Source organism: Streptomyces sp. NPDC002044 (genome assembly GCF_040296725.1).
Taxonomy (GTDB): Bacteria; Actinomycetota; Actinomycetes; order Streptomycetales; family Streptomycetaceae; genus Streptomyces; species Streptomyces antarcticus.
In genome coordinates this window covers 1-18,520 of sequence record NZ_JBEOXU010000124.1, presented here as the reverse complement: position 1 = coordinate 18,520, position 18,520 = coordinate 1, and the positions used below count along the sequence as shown (strand labels likewise).

General features: G+C 72.8%; 14 protein-coding genes. 7 read left to right on the top strand and 7 right to left on the bottom strand.

What is annotated here, in order from left to right; translation table 11 throughout:
- Positions 1-129: 129 nt before the first annotated feature.
- Complete coding sequence (gene secA / locus ABT106_RS24850) at positions 130-2,931, bottom strand: preprotein translocase subunit SecA (RefSeq protein WP_351281247.1); 2,802 nt, start codon at positions 2,929-2,931, stop codon at positions 130-132.
- A gap of 228 nt (positions 2,932-3,159) precedes the next feature.
- On the opposite strand from secA, the gene ABT106_RS24845 reads away from it, so the two are divergent.
- Together ABT106_RS24845 and ABT106_RS24840 are read left to right on the top strand one after the other, a co-directional pair.
- A complete protein-coding gene (locus ABT106_RS24845; RefSeq protein WP_351281245.1) occupies positions 3,160-3,747 on the top strand; it encodes a GNAT family N-acetyltransferase in 588 nt (195 codons plus the stop codon).
- 88 nt (positions 3,748-3,835) lie between these two features.
- A complete protein-coding gene (locus ABT106_RS24840; RefSeq protein WP_351281243.1) occupies positions 3,836-5,014 on the top strand; it encodes a winged helix-turn-helix domain-containing protein in 1,179 nt (392 codons plus the stop codon).
- Positions 5,015-5,067: 53 nt separating this feature from the next.
- Here the strand turns inward: ABT106_RS24840 and ABT106_RS24835 are convergent, their stop codons facing one another.
- The 6 genes from ABT106_RS24835 to mtrA all read right to left on the bottom strand — a co-directional run bounded on the left by ABT106_RS24835 (position 5,068) and on the right by mtrA (position 12,404).
- On the bottom strand, positions 5,068-5,805 hold the full coding sequence (locus ABT106_RS24835; protein ID WP_267727290.1) for a response regulator: 738 nt from the start codon (positions 5,803-5,805) through the stop codon (positions 5,068-5,070).
- A 189-nt stretch (positions 5,806-5,994) separates the two neighbouring features.
- Complete coding sequence (hpf, locus tag ABT106_RS24830) at positions 5,995-6,690, bottom strand: ribosome hibernation-promoting factor, HPF/YfiA family (protein WP_351281240.1); 696 nt, start codon at positions 6,688-6,690, stop codon at positions 5,995-5,997.
- Between the two features lie 345 nt (positions 6,691-7,035).
- A complete protein-coding gene (locus ABT106_RS24825; protein WP_351281238.1) occupies positions 7,036-7,785 on the bottom strand; it encodes a ComF family protein in 750 nt (249 codons plus the stop codon).
- Positions 7,786-7,896: 111 nt separating this feature from the next.
- Positions 7,897-9,771, bottom strand: coding sequence for an LpqB family beta-propeller domain-containing protein (locus ABT106_RS24820; RefSeq protein ID WP_351281235.1), 1,875 nt, complete (start codon positions 9,769-9,771; stop codon positions 7,897-7,899).
- A complete protein-coding gene (mtrB, locus tag ABT106_RS24815) occupies positions 9,761-11,713 on the bottom strand; it encodes an MtrAB system histidine kinase MtrB (RefSeq protein ID WP_351281232.1) in 1,953 nt (650 codons plus the stop codon). The genes ABT106_RS24820 and mtrB overlap by 11 nt, the downstream gene beginning before the upstream one ends.
- A 1-nt stretch (position 11,714) precedes the next feature.
- Positions 11,715-12,404 (bottom strand): two-component system response regulator MtrA, encoded by a 690-nt coding sequence (gene mtrA / locus ABT106_RS24810; protein ID WP_189828951.1) that lies wholly within the window; start codon positions 12,402-12,404, stop codon positions 11,715-11,717.
- A gap of 234 nt (positions 12,405-12,638) precedes the next feature.
- Between mtrA and ABT106_RS24805 the strand changes: the two genes are divergently transcribed.
- From ABT106_RS24805 to ABT106_RS24785, 5 genes are read left to right on the top strand one after another with little or no spacing between them, the layout of a single operon-like run.
- Entirely contained in the window at positions 12,639-13,874 is a 1,236-nt protein-coding gene (locus ABT106_RS24805) for a DUF7847 domain-containing protein (protein ID WP_351281228.1), read from the top strand.
- 10 nt (positions 13,875-13,884) lie between these two features.
- Positions 13,885-14,562 carry a DUF4129 domain-containing protein gene (locus ABT106_RS24800; RefSeq protein WP_351281249.1) on the top strand — a complete coding sequence of 226 codons (678 nt, stop codon included), beginning with the start codon at positions 13,885-13,887 and terminating at the stop codon, positions 14,560-14,562.
- Complete coding sequence (locus ABT106_RS24795; RefSeq protein WP_351281225.1) at positions 14,559-16,067, top strand: DUF4350 domain-containing protein; 1,509 nt, start codon at positions 14,559-14,561, stop codon at positions 16,065-16,067. The genes ABT106_RS24800 and ABT106_RS24795 overlap by 4 nt, the downstream gene beginning before the upstream one ends.
- Positions 16,064-17,050 (top strand): AAA family ATPase, encoded by a 987-nt coding sequence (locus ABT106_RS24790; RefSeq protein WP_351281222.1) that lies wholly within the window; start codon positions 16,064-16,066, stop codon positions 17,048-17,050. The genes ABT106_RS24795 and ABT106_RS24790 overlap by 4 nt, the downstream gene beginning before the upstream one ends.
- Positions 17,050-18,360: a DUF58 domain-containing protein gene (locus ABT106_RS24785; RefSeq protein WP_351281219.1), complete on the top strand. Its 1,311-nt coding sequence runs from the start codon at positions 17,050-17,052 to the stop codon at positions 18,358-18,360. The genes ABT106_RS24790 and ABT106_RS24785 overlap by 1 nt, the downstream gene beginning before the upstream one ends.
- The last annotated feature ends 160 nt before the right edge of the window (positions 18,361-18,520 follow it).

Below are 18,520 nucleotides of genomic sequence, written 5' to 3'. Positions count from 1 at the left end.
CCCGGCGGCCGGCCCGCTCAGCAAGCAGATCAAGGCGTCGGGCACCAACATCCCGCTCGTCGGCGGCGACGGCATCTACGACAAGAAGTTCGTCGCCGGCCGACGGTCAGCCCAACCCCAGCGGCGGGGTCACTTCTTGCGGCGACGCCCGCCGGAAGCCTTCTGCGCCTTGCGCCGCTCCGCCCGCGTCATCCCGTCGCCGGAACCATCGGCGTCGGTGTCGCTCTCGAAGTCGCCCTCGATCACACCGCCCTCGCCGTCCACGGTCGGCGCCGAGAAGTGCAGCCGGTCCGGCCGCTGCGGGGCCTCCAGCCCCTTCGCCCGGATCTCCGGACGGGCCGGCGCCGCGTCCTTCGTCAGCGACGGCGAGGAGTCCTGCACCAGGACCTCCTCGACCTGCTGCTCGACCTGGACCTCCAGGTTGAACAGGTAGCCGACGGACTCTTCCTTGATGCCGTCCTGCATGGCGTTGAACATGTCGAAGCCCTCGCGCTGGTACTCGACCAGCGGGTCCTTCTGGGCCATCGCCCGCAGGCCGATGCCCTCCTGCAGGTAGTCCATCTCGTACAGGTGCTCGCGCCACTTGCGGTCCAGCACCGACAGCACCACGCGGCGCTCCAGCTCGCGCATGATCTCGGAGCCGAGCGTCTTCTCGCGCGCCTCGTACTGCTCGTGGATGTCGTCCTTGACGGACTCCGCGATGAACTCGGCGGTGATGCCCGCGCGGTCGCCCGCGGCCTCCTCCAGCTCGTCCACCGTCACCTTGATCGGGTAGAGCTGCTTGAACGCGCCCCACAGCCGGTCGAGGTCCCACTCCTCGGCGAAGCCCTCGACGGTCTCCGCCGCGATGTACGCGTCGATGGTGTCGTCCATCATGAAGCGCACCTGGTCCTGGAGGTCCTCGCCCTCGAGGACCCGGCGGCGCTCCCGGTAGATGACCTCGCGCTGGCTGTTGAGGACCTCGTCGTACTTCAGGACGTTCTTGCGGGTCTCGAAGTTCTGGGTCTCGACCTGCGACTGGGCCGACGCGATCGCGCGCGTCACCATCTTGTTCTCGATCGGCACGTCGTCCGGCACGTTGGCCATCGCCATGACCCGCTCGACCATCTGCGCCTTGAACAGGCGCATCAGGTCGTCGCCGAGCGAGAGGTAGAACCGGGATTCGCCCGGGTCGCCCTGACGGCCGGAGCGGCCGCGCAGCTGGTTGTCGATGCGGCGCGACTCGTGGCGCTCGGTGCCCAGCACGTACAGGCCGCCGAGGTCCTTGACCTCTTCGAACTCGGCCTTCACGGCCGCCTCGGCCCTGGTGAGTGCCTCGGGGAGGGCGTGCGCCCACTCCTCGATGTGCTCCTCCGGGTCCAGTCCGCGCTGGCGCAGCTCGGCCTCGGCCAGGTCGTCGGGGTTGCCGCCGAGCTTGATGTCGGTACCGCGGCCGGCCATGTTCGTCGCGACCGTGACGGCGCCCCGGCGGCCGGCCTGGGCGACGATCGTCGCCTCCCGGTCGTGCTGCTTGGCGTTCAGCACCTCGTGCGGGACGCCCCGCTTGGAGAGCTGCTGGGAGAGGTACTCGGACTTCTCGACCGACGTCGTGCCGACGAGGATCGGCTGGCCCTTCTCGTGCTTCTCCGCGATGTCGTCGACGACCGCCGCGAACTTCGCGACCTCGGTGCGGTAGATCAGGTCCGGCTGGTCCTTGCGGACCATGTCGCGGTTGGTCGGGATCGGGACGACGCCGAGCTTGTAGATCTGCTGGAACTCGGCGGCCTCGGTCATGGCCGTACCGGTCATGCCCGACAGCTTCGAGTACAGGCGGAAGAAGTTCTGCAGGGTGATCGTGGCGAGGGTCTGGTTCTCGTCCTTGATGTCCACCCCTTCCTTCGCCTCGATCGCCTGGTGCATGCCCTCGTTGTAGCGGCGGCCGGCCAGGATGCGGCCGGTGTGCTCGTCGACGATCATGACTTCGCCGTCGATGACGACGTAGTCCTTGTCGGCCTTGAACAGCTCCTTGGCCTTGATCGCGTTGTTCAGGTAGCCGACGAGCGGGGTGTTCACCGACTCGTAGAGGTTCTCGATGCCGAGCCAGTCCTCGACCTTCGCGACACCGGTCTCGTGGATGGCGACGGTGCGCTTCTTCTCGTCGACCTCGTAGTCGCCGGTCTCCTCGATGCCCTTCAGCGGCTGGCCCGCCTCGCCCTTCTTCAGGCGGGTCACCAGCTTCGCGAAGTCGCCGTACCACTTCGTGGCCTGGTCGGCCGGGCCGGAGATGATCAGCGGGGTGCGGGCCTCGTCGACGAGGATCGAGTCGACCTCGTCGACCACGGCGAAGTTGTGGCCGCGCTGGACGAGCTCGTCCTGGGACCACGCCATGTTGTCGCGCAGGTAGTCGAAGCCGAACTCGTTGTTCGTGCCGTAGGTGATGTCACAGCCGTACTGCTCACGGCGCTGCGCCGGCGACATGTTCGCCAGGATGCAGCCGACCTCGAGACCGAGGAACTTGTGGACCCGGCCCATCATCTCGGAGTCGCGCTCGGCGAGGTAGTCGTTCACCGTGATCAGGTGGACGCCTTCGCCGGACAGGGCGTTGAGGTACGCGGGCAGCGTGCCGACGAGGGTCTTGCCCTCACCGGTCTTCATCTCGGCCACGTAGCCGAGGTGCAGCGCCGCGCCGCCCATCATCTGGACGTCGTAGTGCCGCTGGCCGAGGACGCGCTTGGCCGCCTCACGGACGGTGGCGAACGCCTCCGGAAGGAGGTCGTCCAGGCTCTCGCCGTCCTGGAAGCGCTGCTTGTACTCGTCCGTGAGCGCCCGCAACTCGGCGTCGGAGAGGTTGACGAAGTCCTCTTCGATGGAGTTGACCTGGTCCGCGATGCGGTGCAGTTTGCGCAGGATCTTGCCTTCGCCTGCACGCATGAGCTTGTTGAAGACGGACACCGAGGTTTGTCTCCTTGCCGGTCGGGCCTGGGCACTGTACGTACACGGGCACGGCAGGTGGGCCCCACCGCAACGGCCATCGTAAGCGAGGACGTGGTCGCGTCGGGAGGTCCGCCGTGTCCGCAGGGCACGGGTGCCCGGAATGAGAACGTACGGGGGACGCCCAAGGTGCCGCCCTTCCGCGAAATCCGTTCGCCCGCGGCGTCGGCGGGACCCCAGAATCGGCCCATGGAGCCCACCACACTCAGCACCGCCCGCCTCGACCTGCGGCCCTTCGCCCCGGCGGACGAGGACGAGCTGTACGCCGTCGCGCAGGACCCCGGCATCCAGCGCTGGACCATGGTTCCCTCCCCGTACGAGCGGGAGCACGCGCACCGCTTCGTGAACGAGACCGTCCCCGGGGGCTGGCGCGAGGACACGGGCTACAGCTTCGCCGTCCGCCTCGGCCCCGGCGGGCCCCTGGTCGCGGCGGTCGGCGTGCACGTCCGCCCGCCGGACGGGTACGAGATCGGCTACTGGGCGGTCAAGGAGCACCGCGGCCGCGGCTACATGACCGAGGCCGTGGACGCCGTCGCCCGCTGGGCCTTCACCGTGCTGGACGTCCCGCGCCTGGAGTGGCGGGCCGAGGTGGGCAACGCGGGCTCGCTGGCCGTCGCCCGGAAGGCCGGCTTCCGGATAGAGGGCACCCTGCGCGCGGGCCACCTTCACAACGGCACCGCGCGCGACTGCTGGATCGGCTCCCTCCTCCCCCAGGACCTCGGCCTCCCCTCCGCCCTGCCGTACCTCCCCGCCCCGGCCCCCGCGGAGACGTCCTAGTCGCCGGCCCGGCCACGGGAGGCCCCGCCCCGGCCCCGCGGCCTCCGTACGAACGCGGTGTCAGTGGCACCGCCTAGGCTGGCCGACCATGACGAGCCTGCCGCCGCCGACCGTGTCCCTCTCCGCCGACGAGGCCCGCCGCATCGCCCTGCGCGCGCAGGGCTTTCTCGGGGCGCCCGACCGACGCGGGGGTGTCCGCGGGGTGCTGCGCCACCTGGGCGCCGTACAGCTGGACACCATCTCCGTGCTGGCCCGCTCGCACGAGCTGATCCCGTACGCGCGCCTCGGCGCGGTGGGCCGCGCGGCGGTGGAGTCGGCGTACTGGACGGACCGGCACGCCTTCGAGTACTGGTCGCACGCGGCCTGCATCCTGCCCATCGAGGAATGGCCGCATTTCGCCTTCCGGCGCCGGGCCAACCGGGCACGCGGCCACCGCTGGCACATCCTGGCCGACAAGGAGCGCTCGACGAAGGCGGTCCTGGACCGGCTCGCGGCCGAGGGTCCGCTGACCTCCACCGAGCTGGGCGGCGCCAAGAAGGGCGGCGAGTGGTTCGAGTGGTCCGAGACCAAGATCGCGGTGGAGTGGCTGCTCGACACCGGCGATGTGGTGTGCGGCGAGCGGCGCGGCTGGAAGCGCGTGTACGACCTGCCCGAGCGGGCCGTCCCCGACGCGCTGCTCCACGACGACCTGGACGACAGCACGTGCGTGCGCCGGCTCGTCGCCCTGGCCGGGCAGTCGCTGGGCGTCGGCACCCGCGCCGACATCGCGGACTACCACCGCCTCAAGGGCGAGCAGGTGGACGCGGTGATCGCGGACTCCGGACTCGTCCCGGTGGAGGTCGAGGGCTGGGCCAAGGCCGCCTGGGCGGATCCGGCGGCCCTCGCGACGGCTCCCCGGGGCCGCCACCGCACGACGCTGCTCTCGCCGTTCGACTCCCTGGTGTGGGACCGGCCGCGCACGGAGCGGATCTTCGGCTTCACCCACCGCCTGGAGGCGTACGTCCCCAAGCCGAAGCGGATCCACGGGTACTTCGCGATGCCGCTGCTGGCGGGCGGACACCTGCGCGGCCGCGTCGACCCGGCCCGGGAGGGCCGCACGCTGGTCGCCCGCCAGCTCTCGCTGCAGACCCCGGCGGCGGCCGGCGCCATGGCCGAGGCCCTGTGGGAGGCGGCCCGGTGGGTGGGGTGCGAGGAGGTCCGCGTCGAGCGCGCGCAGAGCCCGCGGGAAGCGGCGGCCGTCATGGCGGAACTGGCGCTGCGCTCCTAGGCGTTGACGGCGGGGCCCGGCCGAATCGGCCGGGCCCCGGCCCGGGCGCCCGGCTAGCGGATTTCGAGGATCTTCTCGCGCATCGCGTAGACGACGGCCTCCATCCTGGAATGCAGCTGCAGCTTCTCCAGGATGTTGCGGACGTGGTTCTTCACGGTGTTCTCGGAGATGAACAGCTCTTTCGCGATGTCCCGGTTGTTCATGCCGGTGGCCACCAGCTTCAGGACTTCCAGCTCCCGGTCCGTCAGCCGGGGCGCCGGCACCAGCCGCCGCTCGTCGGTGCGCTGGATCATCGACTTGAACTCGGTCAGCAGCTTCGACGCCATCGACGGACTGATCTGCGACTGCCCGTCCGCGACCGCCCGGATGGCGGTGGCCACCTCGTCCGTCGAGATCTCCTTCAGGAGGTACCCCGTCGCACCCGCCTTGATCGCCTCGTAGAGGTCCGCCTCCTCATCACTGATCGTCAGCATGATGATCTTGGCGGAGGGTGCCACCTCCTTGATGGACGTGCACGCCTCGATCCCGCCGCGTCGCGGCATCCGCACGTCCATCAGCACGATGTCCGGGAGCAGGTCCGCCGCCTTGTCCACGGCCTCCGCGCCGTCCCCGGCCTCGCCGACGACCTGGATGTCCTCCTCCTGCGCGAGGACGATCTCCAGCCCGCGCCGGAAGAGGGCGTGGTCGTCGACCACGAGCACCCGGATGGGCTCCCGGGCCGGCTCCGCCGCGTCCACGACCCGGCGAACCACCCCGTCGTCACCGCCCACCGGCCCGAAGCTGTCCGCCATGGTTCCTCCCCCTGCATGTGCTGAGCTGCTGGTCCAACCGGCCGGACACTGCCTCCGGTTGACTGCCCGCCATGATTCCATGCCCGCGCCACGGCGAGGGGGGACTGTCGGCCACTGCCTGGCGCATACCCGTCATACGGGTGCCCCCGCAGGCCGCTTTCGCGGCCCCGGGGGCACCAAAGGACGTACTCAGCCGCCGAGTGCTCCGCCGGCACCCGCGCCGGACTCGTCGGAGCTGGAGGCGCCGTCGGGGTTCAGGTGAATGATGCCGTAGTCGTACGCGTGACGTCGGTAGACGACGCTGGGCATCTTGGTTTCGGAGTCGACGAACAGATAGAAGTCGTGACCGACCAACTCCATCTCGTACAGAGCCTGGTCGAGCGACATCGGCGAGGCCGAGTGGGTCTTCTCGCGGACGATGAGCGGGCCTTCGCCCTGCACTTCCAGCGATCCGATCCGGGTGGTCGGAATCGCGTCCGTCTTCTCGTCCGCGACGAGCTCGCCGTTCCCGTTCAGGGTCGCGGCGTTCGGCACCACGTCGGCGACCTCCGCCGCCGGGATGCGGCCGCTGCCGCGGCGGGTGTTGCGCTTGTCGTGCTGCTTGCGCAGCCGGGCCTCCAGCTTGTCCTGAGCGAGGTCCAGCGCCGCGTACGGGTCGGCGGCGGCGGCCTCGGCCCGGATCACCGGGCCCCGCGAATGCAGGGTGATCTCCACGCGGTCGGAACGGTCGGCCTGCCGCGGGTTGTGCTCCTTGGACACCTCGACGTCCAAGCTGATCACCTTGGCGTCGAGCTTCTGGATCCGCTCCGGATTCAGCTTCTCGGCCACGTGCTTGCGGAACCGGTCGGGCACCTCGGTCTTGCGGCCCTTGACGACGATGTCCACGCAGAACTCCGTTCCCGGATAGCTACGCCTCGTGGGGCGAAGCGTCTCCCTTTCGCACCAGACTCCGGTGAACACCGGAGCCTCGGACTTGGCGACTTTCACCTCCTCCTCCCCCATCGGCAAGATCTACACCCCACCGACTTCGGAGTCGAGAGACAGCCTCCTGACACGAAGAATTCCGAAACGTGCGATCCGATGCGTGGGGCCCAAGGCTCGCCAGTTCCTCACAACCGAACATATCTCTCTATGGCGGTTGTCGGCACCCGCTACCGGAACGTACCTCCGTTCAGGTGACTGTTCCCTCTTACTACCTGCAACGATGCGCCTTCCCCTCCAGTTCCAAATCTATTCACAAGATTTTTGGTCTGTACGGGTTCCCGACCGCACCGGACCGAAGGCCCCGGCGGGCGCCGCCACCACCGCCGCCACCACCGCGGCCGCACCCCGCGCCGGCCCCGCCGCGCGGAGCGCCCGGGCCGCCTCCGCCAACGTCGCCCCGGTGGTGATCAGGTCGTCCACGAGCACGAGCCGGGCCCCGGCCGTCAGCCGGGCCCCGCCCCGGCACACCGCCAGGGCCCCGTCGAGGTTCTCCCGGCGCTGCCGGGCGCCCAGCCCCGCCTGGTCCGCCACCGCCCGCCGCAGCCGCAGTACGGGCGCCACGCGCGCCGCAACCCCGGCCCGCCGCAGCCGCCCGGCGGCCGCCAGCGCGATCCGGCGCGTCGGGTCGTGCCCCCGCGCCCGGACCTGCCGCCGGGTCGACGGGACCGGCACGAGGACCAGCTCCCCCACCTCCGCCCCCGGTCCGCCGCGGCCCGCCAGGACCGCCGCCGCGAGGGCTCCGCCGAGCGCGCCGGCCAGCGGCAGCGCCCCGCGCTCCTTGTGGGCCAGCAGGGCCTGCCGTACGCCCCCCTCGTACGCGGCGGCGGCATGCACCACCGGCAGCCCCTCCGGGCGCGGAGAGGGCCGTACGGGGCCCGCCCCGGCCCCGCCGAGCGCGTCCCCGCAGTCCGCGCACAGCAGCACCCGCGCGGCCCCGCAGCCGGCGCAGTCCACCGGCAGGACCAGCCCGGCGAGCTCCCGCCACCATCCCCGCATGCGCTCCACAGTGCCGGGCCTCGCCGGCCCACCGCCACCCCTGTGGACAACGGCCGCAAGGCCGCCTCGGCACGGGCCCACCACGGCCCGCCGACCGGCCCGCCGACCGCCTCAGCCCGGGTACACCGGCGAGCGGCCGCCCGCCGCCGCCGTGCGCCACTGCGCCCCCGGCGGCAGCCACACGATGCCGTCCTCCTGCGAGTCCGCCAGGACCGGCTTCGGCTTCGCCTCGTCCTCCGACACGGCCACCGCCACCGCCACCAGTTCGGTGGCCCCGGGCAGGCTCGCCGCGACCATCGAGCCGTCCGCCAGCATGTAGCGGGCCTGGTCGACCCCGCCGCTCTCCCGGCCCACCACCAGCAGCCGGCCCCGCGGCGCCCAGCTCATCGCCGTCACGTCCGCCATCTGCGGGGCGGCCGGGCGCAGCTCGCGCACCGACACCGCCGGGGCCGCCGAGGCGTCGGACCGTTCGACCCGCCCCACCCAGAGGTTCTTGCGGCCGTTCTTCTGGACGAGCAGGGCGATCCGCACCCCGTCGGGCGAGGTCTTCAGGGAGGTGATCAGCCCGCCGTCGAGCCCGGACACCTCCACCTTCTGCGGGACGCCGACCCCGCCGGGCACCCGCCACAGCCCCGGGTTCTGCGGTTCCTGGTCGGCGACCCACAGGTCCCCGGCCGCGTCCCAGCTCGGCGCGGTCAGCAGGTTCGGCTTGGCGCCCCGGCCGATCGGCAGCGGCTGCGGCATCGCCCCGGACCCGACCAGCGGCACCACGTACAGCCCGTGCCCGTCCTCGGAGACCACGGCCGCGCGGCGTTCGTCGTACGTCACCGCCGCCGAGCCGACCTTGAACGCGGGAGTGCCGGCCAGCGGGCCCGGCACCTGCTCCGGGCGGTACTGCTGGTCCTCGTTCGTCACGTCGAGGTTCATCCGGACGAAGTGGCTGTCCGCGTCCACGTAGTACTGGTAGACCGGCGTCCGGGGCCGGTTGGCGATCGCCGCGGCCGCCACCTCCGTGACCGCGCACTGCGGGGTCTTGCCGTCCGAGCGCAGCACCTCGACCCGTTCCGGCCGCGAGGCCGTCAGGTCCTTGACGGTGTACAGGAGCTGGGTGGCCATCTTCTGGCACTGCGGCTGCGTGACGTTGTCGGCCTTCCCGTTGAGCGGGACGCGCAGCGTGTTCTGACCGTCGTACGAGAGGGACTTGGTGCCCTCCCGCAGTTCCGTGCCGCTGGGGAAACTCGACTCGACGACCGGCCCGAGCCATTTGGACGGCCCCGCGAGCAGCGACTGCACGGTCTGCGTGGTCGGGTCCATCCGCGAGTCGGGGTCGCTGCGCTGGCGCACGTAGACCGGGTCGGCGACGAGCGTGCCGCCGGCGAAGTAGTACTTGTTCACGGGCATGTAGATGCGCTGGAAGTCGGACTCGCTGAGCACGAGGCTGCTGGGCGGGGTCGCGATCCGCCACTGCTTGTCGACCTGGACGAGCTGGAGGAACTCCTCGTACGATCCGCCGCCGGTCTCCGGCTGGTACGCGCTGCGCTCGTCCACCGTGGCGAGCTTCTTGCCGGTGACCTTCCAGCGGGCCCCGTCGGGCTCCTTCTCGCCCTTGACGGCGAACCGGTCGAGGCCCGAGGACAGCACGGTGACGGCCGCGCCGGGCTTCCAGCTCTCCGCCGCGTCCTTGGTGAGGTACTTGCGGGCCGTCTCCAGCTGCGGGTCGTCACCGGTCAGCGCTTCCAGGAACCCGTCGACGATGTCGGCGGGACTGGCCCGGACCGCGGGCGGTACGCCGAACACCCGGACCTGCGAGTCGACGCCCTGCGAGGCCCGCACCGGGCGGATCTCGCCGCGGTCCGGCATCGAGGCGCAGCCCGCCAGCAGCAGCACGGCCGTCCCCAGGGCGTACGCCCGCACGGTGCGCCGCCGCCGTCCGCGCCCCGGCGTGCTCCCCGCGCGCGTGCTGGTCGGCTCGGGCTCAGGGTCCATCGGTTCGGTCCTCCTGTGGTGCCTGCTCGGCGGGTGCCTGCTCGGCGGGCCGGGCCACGACCCGGGCCCCGTTGCCCGGCAGGGCCGTCGGGTCGGCGGGTACGGGCAGCGCTCCGGAGACCGCCGACCGCGAAGGTATCGGGGACCGGTCGGGCCCCTCCGGCTGCCGGCGGTCCGCGGCGCTGCCCGCGGCCTCGGCGGCGGCCCTGGCCCGGTTGGCCCTCGAGTCCTCCGGCTCCAGCGGGATCGGCGAGCCCCGCAGCGGCTCGTCGGCGGTGCGCGGCAGGGTCAGGCGGAACTGCGAGCCGCCGCCCGGCTCGCCCCAGGCCTGGAGCCAGCCGCCGTGCAGCCGGGCGTCCTCGACGGCGATGGACAGGCCCAGGCCCGTACCGCCGGTGGTGCGGGCCCGCGCCGGGTCGGCCCGCCAGAAGCGGTTGAAGACGCGGGTGGCCTCGCCGGGCTTGAGCCCGACGCCGTAGTCCCGTACGGCGACGGCGACGGCGCCGCCCGCCGAGGCGAGCCGGACCACCACGTCACGGCCCTCGCCGTGCTCGACCGCGTTGACGACGAGGTTGCGCAGCACCCGCTCGACGCGCCGGGCGTCGGCCTCGGCGATGACGGGCTGGGTGTCGCCGAGGACCCGGATCCGGGTCTTCTTGTGCTCGGCGAGCGGCTCCGCCCCGTCGATGACGCGGCGCACCACGTTCCGCAGGTCGATCGGCTCGGCCTCCAGCGCGGCCGCGCCCGCGTCGAACCGGCTGATCTCCAGCAGGTCGGCGAGGAGCGACTCGAAGCGGTCGAGCTGGCCGGCGAGGAGTTCCGCGGAGCGCGCGGTGATCGGGTCGAAGTCGACGCGGGCGTCGTGGATGACGTCGGCGGCCATCCGTACCGTCGTCAGCGGGGTCCGCAGCTCGTGCGAGACGTCCGAGACGAAGCGGCGCTGCATCCGGGACAGCTCCTCCAGCTGCTGGATCTTGTTCTGGAGGTTCTGCGCCATTTTGTTGAAGGCTTCGCCCAGACGGGCGATGTCGTCCTCGCCGGTGACCTTCATCCGCTCCTGGAGCCGCCCCGCGGACAGCCGCTCGGCGATCCCCGCGGCCATCCGCACGGGCGTCACGATCTGCCGCACGACGAGCCAGGCGATGGCGCTGAGCAGGACGACGACGAACAGGCCGGCGGTGGCGATGGTGCTCTTGACCAGGTTGAGGGACTCCTCCTCCTGGGTGAGCGGGAAGAGGTAGTACAGGTCGTACGGGTCGCCCTTGACGTCGGTGAGGCGCTTGCCCACGACCAGCGCGGGCCCGGGCGCCTTGCCGCCGGCCCCGGCGGTGTAGCGGATCTCGGAGAAGGTCTTGAAGGTCCCGGTGCCGTCGTTGACCTCCCGGCGCAGCGCCAGCGGGACGCTCGCGGTCGGGTCCACGTTGCCGGAGGCACGGGCTCCGCGGACGCCCTGGGCGCCCGGCTGGGCCTCGTCCCCGGTGCCCGCGCCGAGCGCGACGACCTCGAAGGCGGTCTGGCCACCACTGGCCAGCTGCTTGACCAGCGAGTTCATCCAGGTACTGGCGTCCATGCCGCCCCGGCTGTCGGCGGCGTCGGGCCCGTCGACCGTCGCGGGGGCGTTGGCCTTCTCCTGTGCGACCGCGAACCCGCCCGCGGCCTGGCTCTGCGCGGCCTCCTCCTTGGCGTCGAGGAGGCCCTTGCTGACCTGGGCGATGACGACGAAACCGAGCGCCAGGACCACGGACAGCGACATCAGCAGGGTGGCCGCGACCACCCGGAGCTGGATGTTGCGCCGCCACAGCCGGACAGCCGGAAGCACCGGCCGGCGTACGAGGCGTACGCACAGCCGCAGCAGGGGGCCGCCCGGCGCTCCGTCCTGGAGCAGCCGGCCTCCCCGCAGGGGCCCCCTGCGGGAGCCGCCGCGGGTCTTGCCGGGCTGCACGTCAGCTCGGTCCGGCCTTGTAGCCGACACCGCGGACCGTCACGACGATCTCGGGGCGCTCCGGGTCCTTCTCGACCTTGGAGCGCAGCCGCTGCACGTGCACGTTCACCAGCCGGGTGTCCGCGGCGTGCCGGTACCCCCAGACCTGCTCCAGCAGCACCTCGCGGGTGAACACCTGCCAGGGCTTGCGGGCGAGCGCGACCAGCAGGTCGAACTCCAGCGGGGTCAGCGCGATCGAGGCGCCCTCCCGCTTGACGGAGTGCCCGGCCACGTCGATGACCAGGTCACCGATGGCCAGCTGCTCCGGCGCGGGCTCCTCCGACCTGCGCAGGCGGGCCCGGATGCGTGCCACCAGCTCCTTCGGTTTGAACGGCTTCACGATGTAGTCGTCGGCCCCGGACTCCAGGCCCACGACCACGTCCACCGTGTCGCTCTTGGCGGTGAGCATGACGATCGGCACGCCGGACTCGGCGCGGATCAGCCTGCACACCTCTATGCCGTCCCGTCCGGGCAGCATGAGGTCCAGCAGCACGAGGTCCGGCTTCGCCTCCCGGAAGGCAGCAAGTGCCTTGTCACCGTCCGCTACGAACGACGGCTCAAAACCTTCTCCACGCAGCACAATGCCGAGCATCTCGGCCAGCGCGGTGTCGTCGTCGACGACAAGGACGCGTCCCTTCATGGTTGACATCATCCCATTAGCTAATCGTTACCAGGCGGTGAGCTGTCCCACAGCCAAAAGGGCTGGAAATCGCCCCTCGGACCTGCGTGGGGATCAGCTCGACCAGTCTGCCCCGGATCCGGGTGACAATTGAAGGTACGGGCTGCCGGAGATCCGGGGGGACGGCCGGTCCGTTCCGTGGTCCCACGTGGCACGATGGCAGCGACCAGCGCCCCCGCCCCAGCAGGTGCACGTGAAGGAGCGACGATGAACGACTCTCCGGGCTGGGCTACGCCCGGATCCTCCCCGTCCGATCCGTCCGACGGCGAGCGGCAGGGCGCACCCGCCGGCCAGCCGGCCCCGGGCGACCAGAAGTGGTCCGCCCAGCAGCCGCCCCCCGGCCAGTGGTCGAGCCCGGCCACCGGCCAGGGCACCCCGCAGCAGCCGCCCCAGCAGCCGGGCCAGGGCTGGGGAACGTACGGCCAGCCACAGGGCGGCCCGTACGGGGGCCAGTACGGCCACCCCGGCGGCCCCGGCCCGTGGGGCAAGCCCCCGGCCGCCAAGCCCGGCGTGATCCCGCTGCGCCCGCTCGGCCTCGGCGAGATCCTCGACGGCGCGGTCACCACCATGCGGTCCCACTGGCGCTCGGTCCTGCCGATCACACTGGTCGTGGCCACCGTCGTCCAGGTCATCAGCCTGCTCGTACAGAAGCTCCTGCTGGCGGACCTCGTGGTCTCCACGAACGGGACCCCGACTCCGGAAGAGCTGGTCAACAGCCTCGGCAGCGGTCTGTCCGTGACGGTGGCCACCAACTTCCTCGACTTCCTGGGGACCGTCGTGGTCACCGCGATGCTCACGATGATCTTCAGTCGCGCGGTCCTCGGCCACGGCTCGACGGTCTCCGAAGCCTGGCGCGACGCCCGCCCCCAGCTCCTGCGCCTCATCGGACTGACGCTGCTGCTGGGCATCGGGCTGACGCTACTCGGCGCCGTCCTGGTCCTGCCCGCCCTCCTGCTCGACAGCTACGGCCTGGCCTTCGCCGGCGGGCTCGCCTGGCTGGTGCTCGCCGTCTGGCTGTGGACCGCCTTCACGTTGGCCTCGCCCGCCCTGATGCTGGAGAAGAGCGGCATCTTCACGGCGTTCGGCCGCTCCTGGAAGCTCGTGAAGGGCTCCTGGTGGCGCATCTTCGGCATCACCCTGCTCACCTTCCTGATCGTCCTCATCGTCAAGGCGATCATCGTGATGCCGCTGACGCTCATCGGCATCCTCGTCTCCGGCACCGGCCTGACGGGCCTGACGGACGGCAGCGCCGCCTACTCCTGGGGCGCGCTGATCTTCTCGGCCGTCGGTCTGATCATCGCCCAGATGGTCACCATGCCGATGCAGTCCGGCGTCACCGTCCTCCTGTACGTGGACCAGCGCATCCGGCGCGAGGCCCTCGACCTGGAGCTCGCCAGGGCCGCCGGCGTCGAGAACCACGCCAGCGGCGCCACCGGAGGCTGATCCGCCCATGATGAGTACGGGGGGCCTCATCAGCCACGCAGCGCCGCTCCTGACGAGCGCGGAGACACCACCGGTGACGACACCGCGCGACGCCGGCCGGGAGGCGGCCGAGCGCGAGCTGTCCAAGCCGCGGTACCACGAGAACGACCCGAGCCTGCTGGACCGTGCCCTGGCCAAGGCCCTGCGGTGGATCGGCGACCTGTTCGACGCCGCCGCCGGGGCCGCCCCCGGCGGCGCCCTCGGCCTCGCCGTGATCGTCGTGGCCGTCGTCCTGGCCGTCGCCGCCCTGTGGTGGCGCCTGGGCTCGCCCCGCCGGGCCGCCGGGGGCCCCGGCACCCTCTTCCACGACGGCATCCGCAGCGCCGCCGACCACCGCACGGCCGCCGAGGCACACGCCGCCGCAGGCCGCTGGAACGAAGCCGTCCAGGAGCGGATGCGCGCCGTCGTCCGCTCCCTGGAGGAACGCACCCTCCTCGACCCGCGCCCCGGCCGCACGGCCGACGAGGCCGCCGCCGAGGCCGCCGTCTCCCTCCCCGGCCACACCGCGGAACTGCGCGCCGCGGCCCGCGCCTTCGACGACGTCACCTACGGCGGCCGCAGCGCCGACGCCGACGCGTACGCCCGCCTGCGCGACCTCGACCTCACCCTGGACCGCGCCAAGCCGCTCCTGACGGGACCCACCGCATGACCGGCCCCCAGCCCTCCGGCCCCACCCCGGAGCCCCCCGCCGACCCGCGGGTCCCCACACCCGCCCCCGGGCCGACCGGCCCTGCCGCCGCACCCGGAACTCCCGCCCCGGCGGCCTCCGTGGCGCCGCGCCCTCCGGCCGGGACCGCCCCCGAAGCTGCGGCCTCCTCCGGCGGAACCTCCCGCCCCGGGCCGACCCTCCCGGCGGCCGGTCCCGTCGGCCCCGCCGCCCCGGCCCCCTGGGCCACGACCACCCCGGACACACCGACGGCAGTCGCCCTCGCGCCCGGCGCCGACAGCGCCCCGCCCCCCGGCGCGTCCACGGCCGTGCCACCCCGGCTGCCGCAGCGCAAGCGCGTACGCAACGTCCTCATCGTCCTCGCCGTGCTCCTCGGCGGAGCCGTCGCCACGGCCGCCCTGAACTCCGGCAGCCGCCACGGCCACCTCGACCCCCGCTCCGCCGACCCCTCCGGCAGCCGCGCCGTCGCCGAGCTCCTCAAGGAGCGCGGCGTGACCACCCGCGTCGTCACCACCGCCCGCGAGGCGGCCGCCGCGGCCGGCCCCGGCACGACCCTCCTGGTCACCTCCCCGGACCTCCTCGGCGCCACCCAGCGCACCGCCCTCCGCTCGGCCATGGACCTCTCCGGCGGCCGCACCGTCCTCCTCGCCCCGTCGGGTCCGAGCCTCCCCGCCCTGGCCCCCGGAGCGCGCTCCCAGGGCAGCGCCCACCCCGACGTCCTGGCCCCGCGGTGCACCCTGCCGGCGGCCACCTCCGCGGGACGCGCCACGACAGGATCCGGGGTGCGCTACACCGCCCTCCCCGGGGCCACCGCCTGCTACCCCAGCAGCGGCCACCCCACCCTCCTCGTCATCCCCGCCGGCCGGACCGGCGGGGAGACCGTCCTCCTCGGCTCCGAGACCCCCCTGCTGAACGACAGCCTCGCGAAGGAGGGCAACGCCTCCCTCGCTCTCCAACTCCTCGGCTCCCGCCCGGAACTCGTCTGGTACCTGCCGTCCCTCGCGGACAGCGACCCGGACGACGGCACCGACGGTCCCGACGGCGGGGAGAAGAGCCTCTTCGAGCTCATCCCCGCCGGCTGGTCCTGGGCCCTGCTCCAGCTCTTCGTCGCCGGCGCCCTCGCCGCCCTCTGGCGCGCCCGCCGCCTCGGCCCGCTCGTCACCGAACGGCTGCCCGTCGTGATCCGCGCCTCCGAGGCCACCGAGGGCCGCGCCCGCCTCTACCGCAAGGCCGGGGCCCGCGACCGCGCCGCGACCGTGCTGCGCGCCGCCACCCGCGAACGCCTGGCCGCGCTGGTCGGTGTACCGCCCACCCGGGCCCACGACCCCGCGTCCCTCGTCCCCGCCGTCTCCGCCCGCCTCACCGCCGTGGCGGCCTCCGGCGACGTGACCGCCCTCCTCTTCGGCACCACCCCCTCCGACGACGCGGCGCTCGTCGCGCTCGCCGACCACCTCGACGCCCTCGAAAGAGAGGTCCGCACGTCATGACGTACCCGGCCACCGAGTCCCCGGCCCCGACCGCGGACAGCGCCCGCGCTTCCCTCGAAGCGCTCCGCACCGAGATCGGCAAGGCCGTGGTCGGGCAGGACTCCGCCGTCACCGGTCTCGTCGTCGCGCTCCTGTGCCGCGGCCACGTCCTCCTCGAAGGCGTCCCCGGCGTCGCGAAGACCCTTCTCGTGCGCGCCCTCGCCGCGTCCCTCGAACTCGACACCAAGCGCGTCCAGTTCACCCCGGACCTGATGCCGAGCGACGTCACCGGCTCCCTCGTCTACGACGCCCGCACCGCCGAGTTCTCCTTCCAGAACGGCCCGGTCTTCACCAACCTCCTCCTCGCGGACGAGATCAACCGGACGCCCCCCAAGACGCAGTCCTCGCTCCTCGAAGCGATGGAGGAACGCCAGGTCACCGTCGACGGCACCCCGCGCGCCCTCCCGGAGCCCTTCCTCGTCGCCGCCACCATGAACCCGGTGGAGTACGAGGGCACCTACCCCCTCCCGGAAGCCCAGCTGGACCGCTTCCTCCTGAAGCTGACCGTGCCCCTCCCCTCCCGCGAGGACGAGATCGGCGTACTGACCCGCCACGCCGCCGGCTTCGACCCGCGCGACCTGGCCGCCGCGGGCCTGCGCCGGGTCGCCGGCGCGAAGGAACTCGACGCCGCCCGCGAGGCCGTCGCCCGCGTCACGATCTCCCCCGAGATCGCCGCGTACGTCGTCGACGTGTGCCGTGCCACCCGCGAATCCCCGTCGCTGACCCTCGGTGTCTCCCCCCGTGGCGCGACCGCCCTGCTGGCCACCGCCCGCGCCTGGGCCTGGCTCACCGGCCGCGACTACGTCACCCCCGACGACGTGAAGGCCCTCGCCCTGCCGACCCTGCGCCACCGCGTCCAGCTGCGCCCGGAAGCAGAGATGGAGGGGGTCACGGCCGACGCCGTCATCACGGCGATCCTCTCCCACGTCCCCGTCCCGCGCTGATGGCCCTCACTGGACGCGCCGCCCTGCTGGCGGCCCTCGGCAGCATCCCCGTCGGCATCCTCGAACCGAGCTGGACGGGAATGCTCGCGGTGAACGGAACCCTCGCCCTGGCCTGCGCGGTGGACTGCGCCCTGGCGGCTCCGGTCCGCACCCTCGCCCTGACCCGCTCGGGGGACACCTCGGTACGCCTGGGCGAGGCGGCGGACGTCCACCTCACCCTCACCAACCCCAGCGGCCGCAAGCTCCGGGCCCGCGTCCGCGACGCCTGGCCCCCCAGCAGCTGGCTCCCCGGCACCGAACAGGCCGCCTCACGCCACGCGCTGGTGGTCCCGGCCGGCGAACGCCGCCGCCTGACCACCCGCCTGCTCCCCACCCGCCGCGGCGACCGCCGGTCCGACCGCGTCACGATCCGCTCGTACGGACCACTGGGCCTGCTCTCCCGCCAGGGCACCCACGTCCTGCCCTGGACGGTCCGGGTCCTCCCCCCGTTCACGAGCCGCAAGCACCTCCCCTCCCGCCTGGCGCGCCTGCGCGAACTGGACGGCCGTACAAGCGTGCTGACCCGCGGCGAGGGGACCGAGTTCGACAGCCTGCGCGACTACGTCCCGGGGGACGACACCCGCTCGATCGACTGGCGTGCCACGGCCCGCCAGAACAAGGTGGCCGTCCGCACCTGGCGCCCCGAACGCGACCGCCACATCCTCATCTGCCTGGACACCGGCCGCACCTCGGCGGGACGTGTCGGCGACGCCCCCCGCCTGGACTCGGCGATGGACGCGGCCCTGCTGCTCGCCGCCCTCGCCACCCGCGCCGGCGACCGCGTGGACCTCCTGGCCCACGACCGCCACATCCGCGCCCAGGTCCAGGGCCGCGCCGCGGCCGACACCCTGCCCGCCTTCGTCAACGCCATGGCCCCGCTCGAACCGGAACTGGTCGAGACCGACTCCCGCAACCTGGTCTCCACCATCCTCCGCAGCGCCCCGCGCCGCTCCCTCGTGGTGCTCCTGACCAGCCTGGACGCCGCCCCGGTCGAAGAGGGCCTGCTCCCGCTCCTCCCGCGCCTGACCCAGCGGCACACGGTGCTGCTGGCCTCGGTCGCCGACCCGCACGTCGCTGACATGACAAAGGCGCGCGGCGATGTGGACGCGGTCTACGAGGCCGCGGCCGGCGCGCAGTCCCAGGCCCAGCGCCGCCGCACGGCGGACCAGCTGACCCGCCACGGTGTCCACGTGGTCGACGCCACCCCGGACACCCTGGCTCCGTCCCTGGCCGACGCCTACCTCTCCCTCAAAGCCGCCGGCCGCCTCTGACCCTCCCGCACAACACGATGGGCCCCGAAACACCTCGGGGCCCATGACCGCGTGCACCCACAACCGGTCCGGAACGCAGAAAAGCCCCGCACCATAAGGTGCGGGGCTTTCCCACAATAATTGTTCGGCGGCGTCCTACTCTCCCACAGGGTCCCCCCTG

Bases quoted from the DNA above. Each gene is read 5' to 3' on its own strand.
- ABT106_RS24790 (WP_351281222.1), top strand. From the start codon at position 16,064: ATGACGTACCCGGCCACCGAGTCCCCGGCCCCGACCGCGGACAGCGCC.
- ABT106_RS24840 (WP_351281243.1), top strand. From the start codon at position 3,836: ATGACGAGCCTGCCGCCGCCGACCGTGTCCCTCTCCGCCGACGAGGCC.
- ABT106_RS24795 (WP_351281225.1), top strand. From the start codon at position 14,559: ATGACCGGCCCCCAGCCCTCCGGCCCCACCCCGGAGCCCCCCGCCGAC.
- ABT106_RS24820 (WP_351281235.1), bottom strand. From the start codon at position 9,771: ATGGACCCTGAGCCCGAGCCGACCAGCACGCGCGCGGGGAGCACGCCG.
- ABT106_RS24825 (WP_351281238.1), bottom strand. From the start codon at position 7,785: ATGCGGGGATGGTGGCGGGAGCTCGCCGGGCTGGTCCTGCCGGTGGAC.
- mtrA (WP_189828951.1), bottom strand. From the start codon at position 12,404: ATGATGTCAACCATGAAGGGACGCGTCCTTGTCGTCGACGACGACACC.
- ABT106_RS24805 (WP_351281228.1), top strand. From the start codon at position 12,639: ATGAACGACTCTCCGGGCTGGGCTACGCCCGGATCCTCCCCGTCCGAT.
- ABT106_RS24845 (WP_351281245.1), top strand. From the start codon at position 3,160: ATGGAGCCCACCACACTCAGCACCGCCCGCCTCGACCTGCGGCCCTTC.
- ABT106_RS24800 (WP_351281249.1), top strand. From the start codon at position 13,885: ATGAGTACGGGGGGCCTCATCAGCCACGCAGCGCCGCTCCTGACGAGC.
- ABT106_RS24835 (WP_267727290.1), bottom strand. From the start codon at position 5,805: ATGGCGGACAGCTTCGGGCCGGTGGGCGGTGACGACGGGGTGGTTCGC.
- ABT106_RS24785 (WP_351281219.1), top strand. From the start codon at position 17,050: ATGGCCCTCACTGGACGCGCCGCCCTGCTGGCGGCCCTCGGCAGCATC.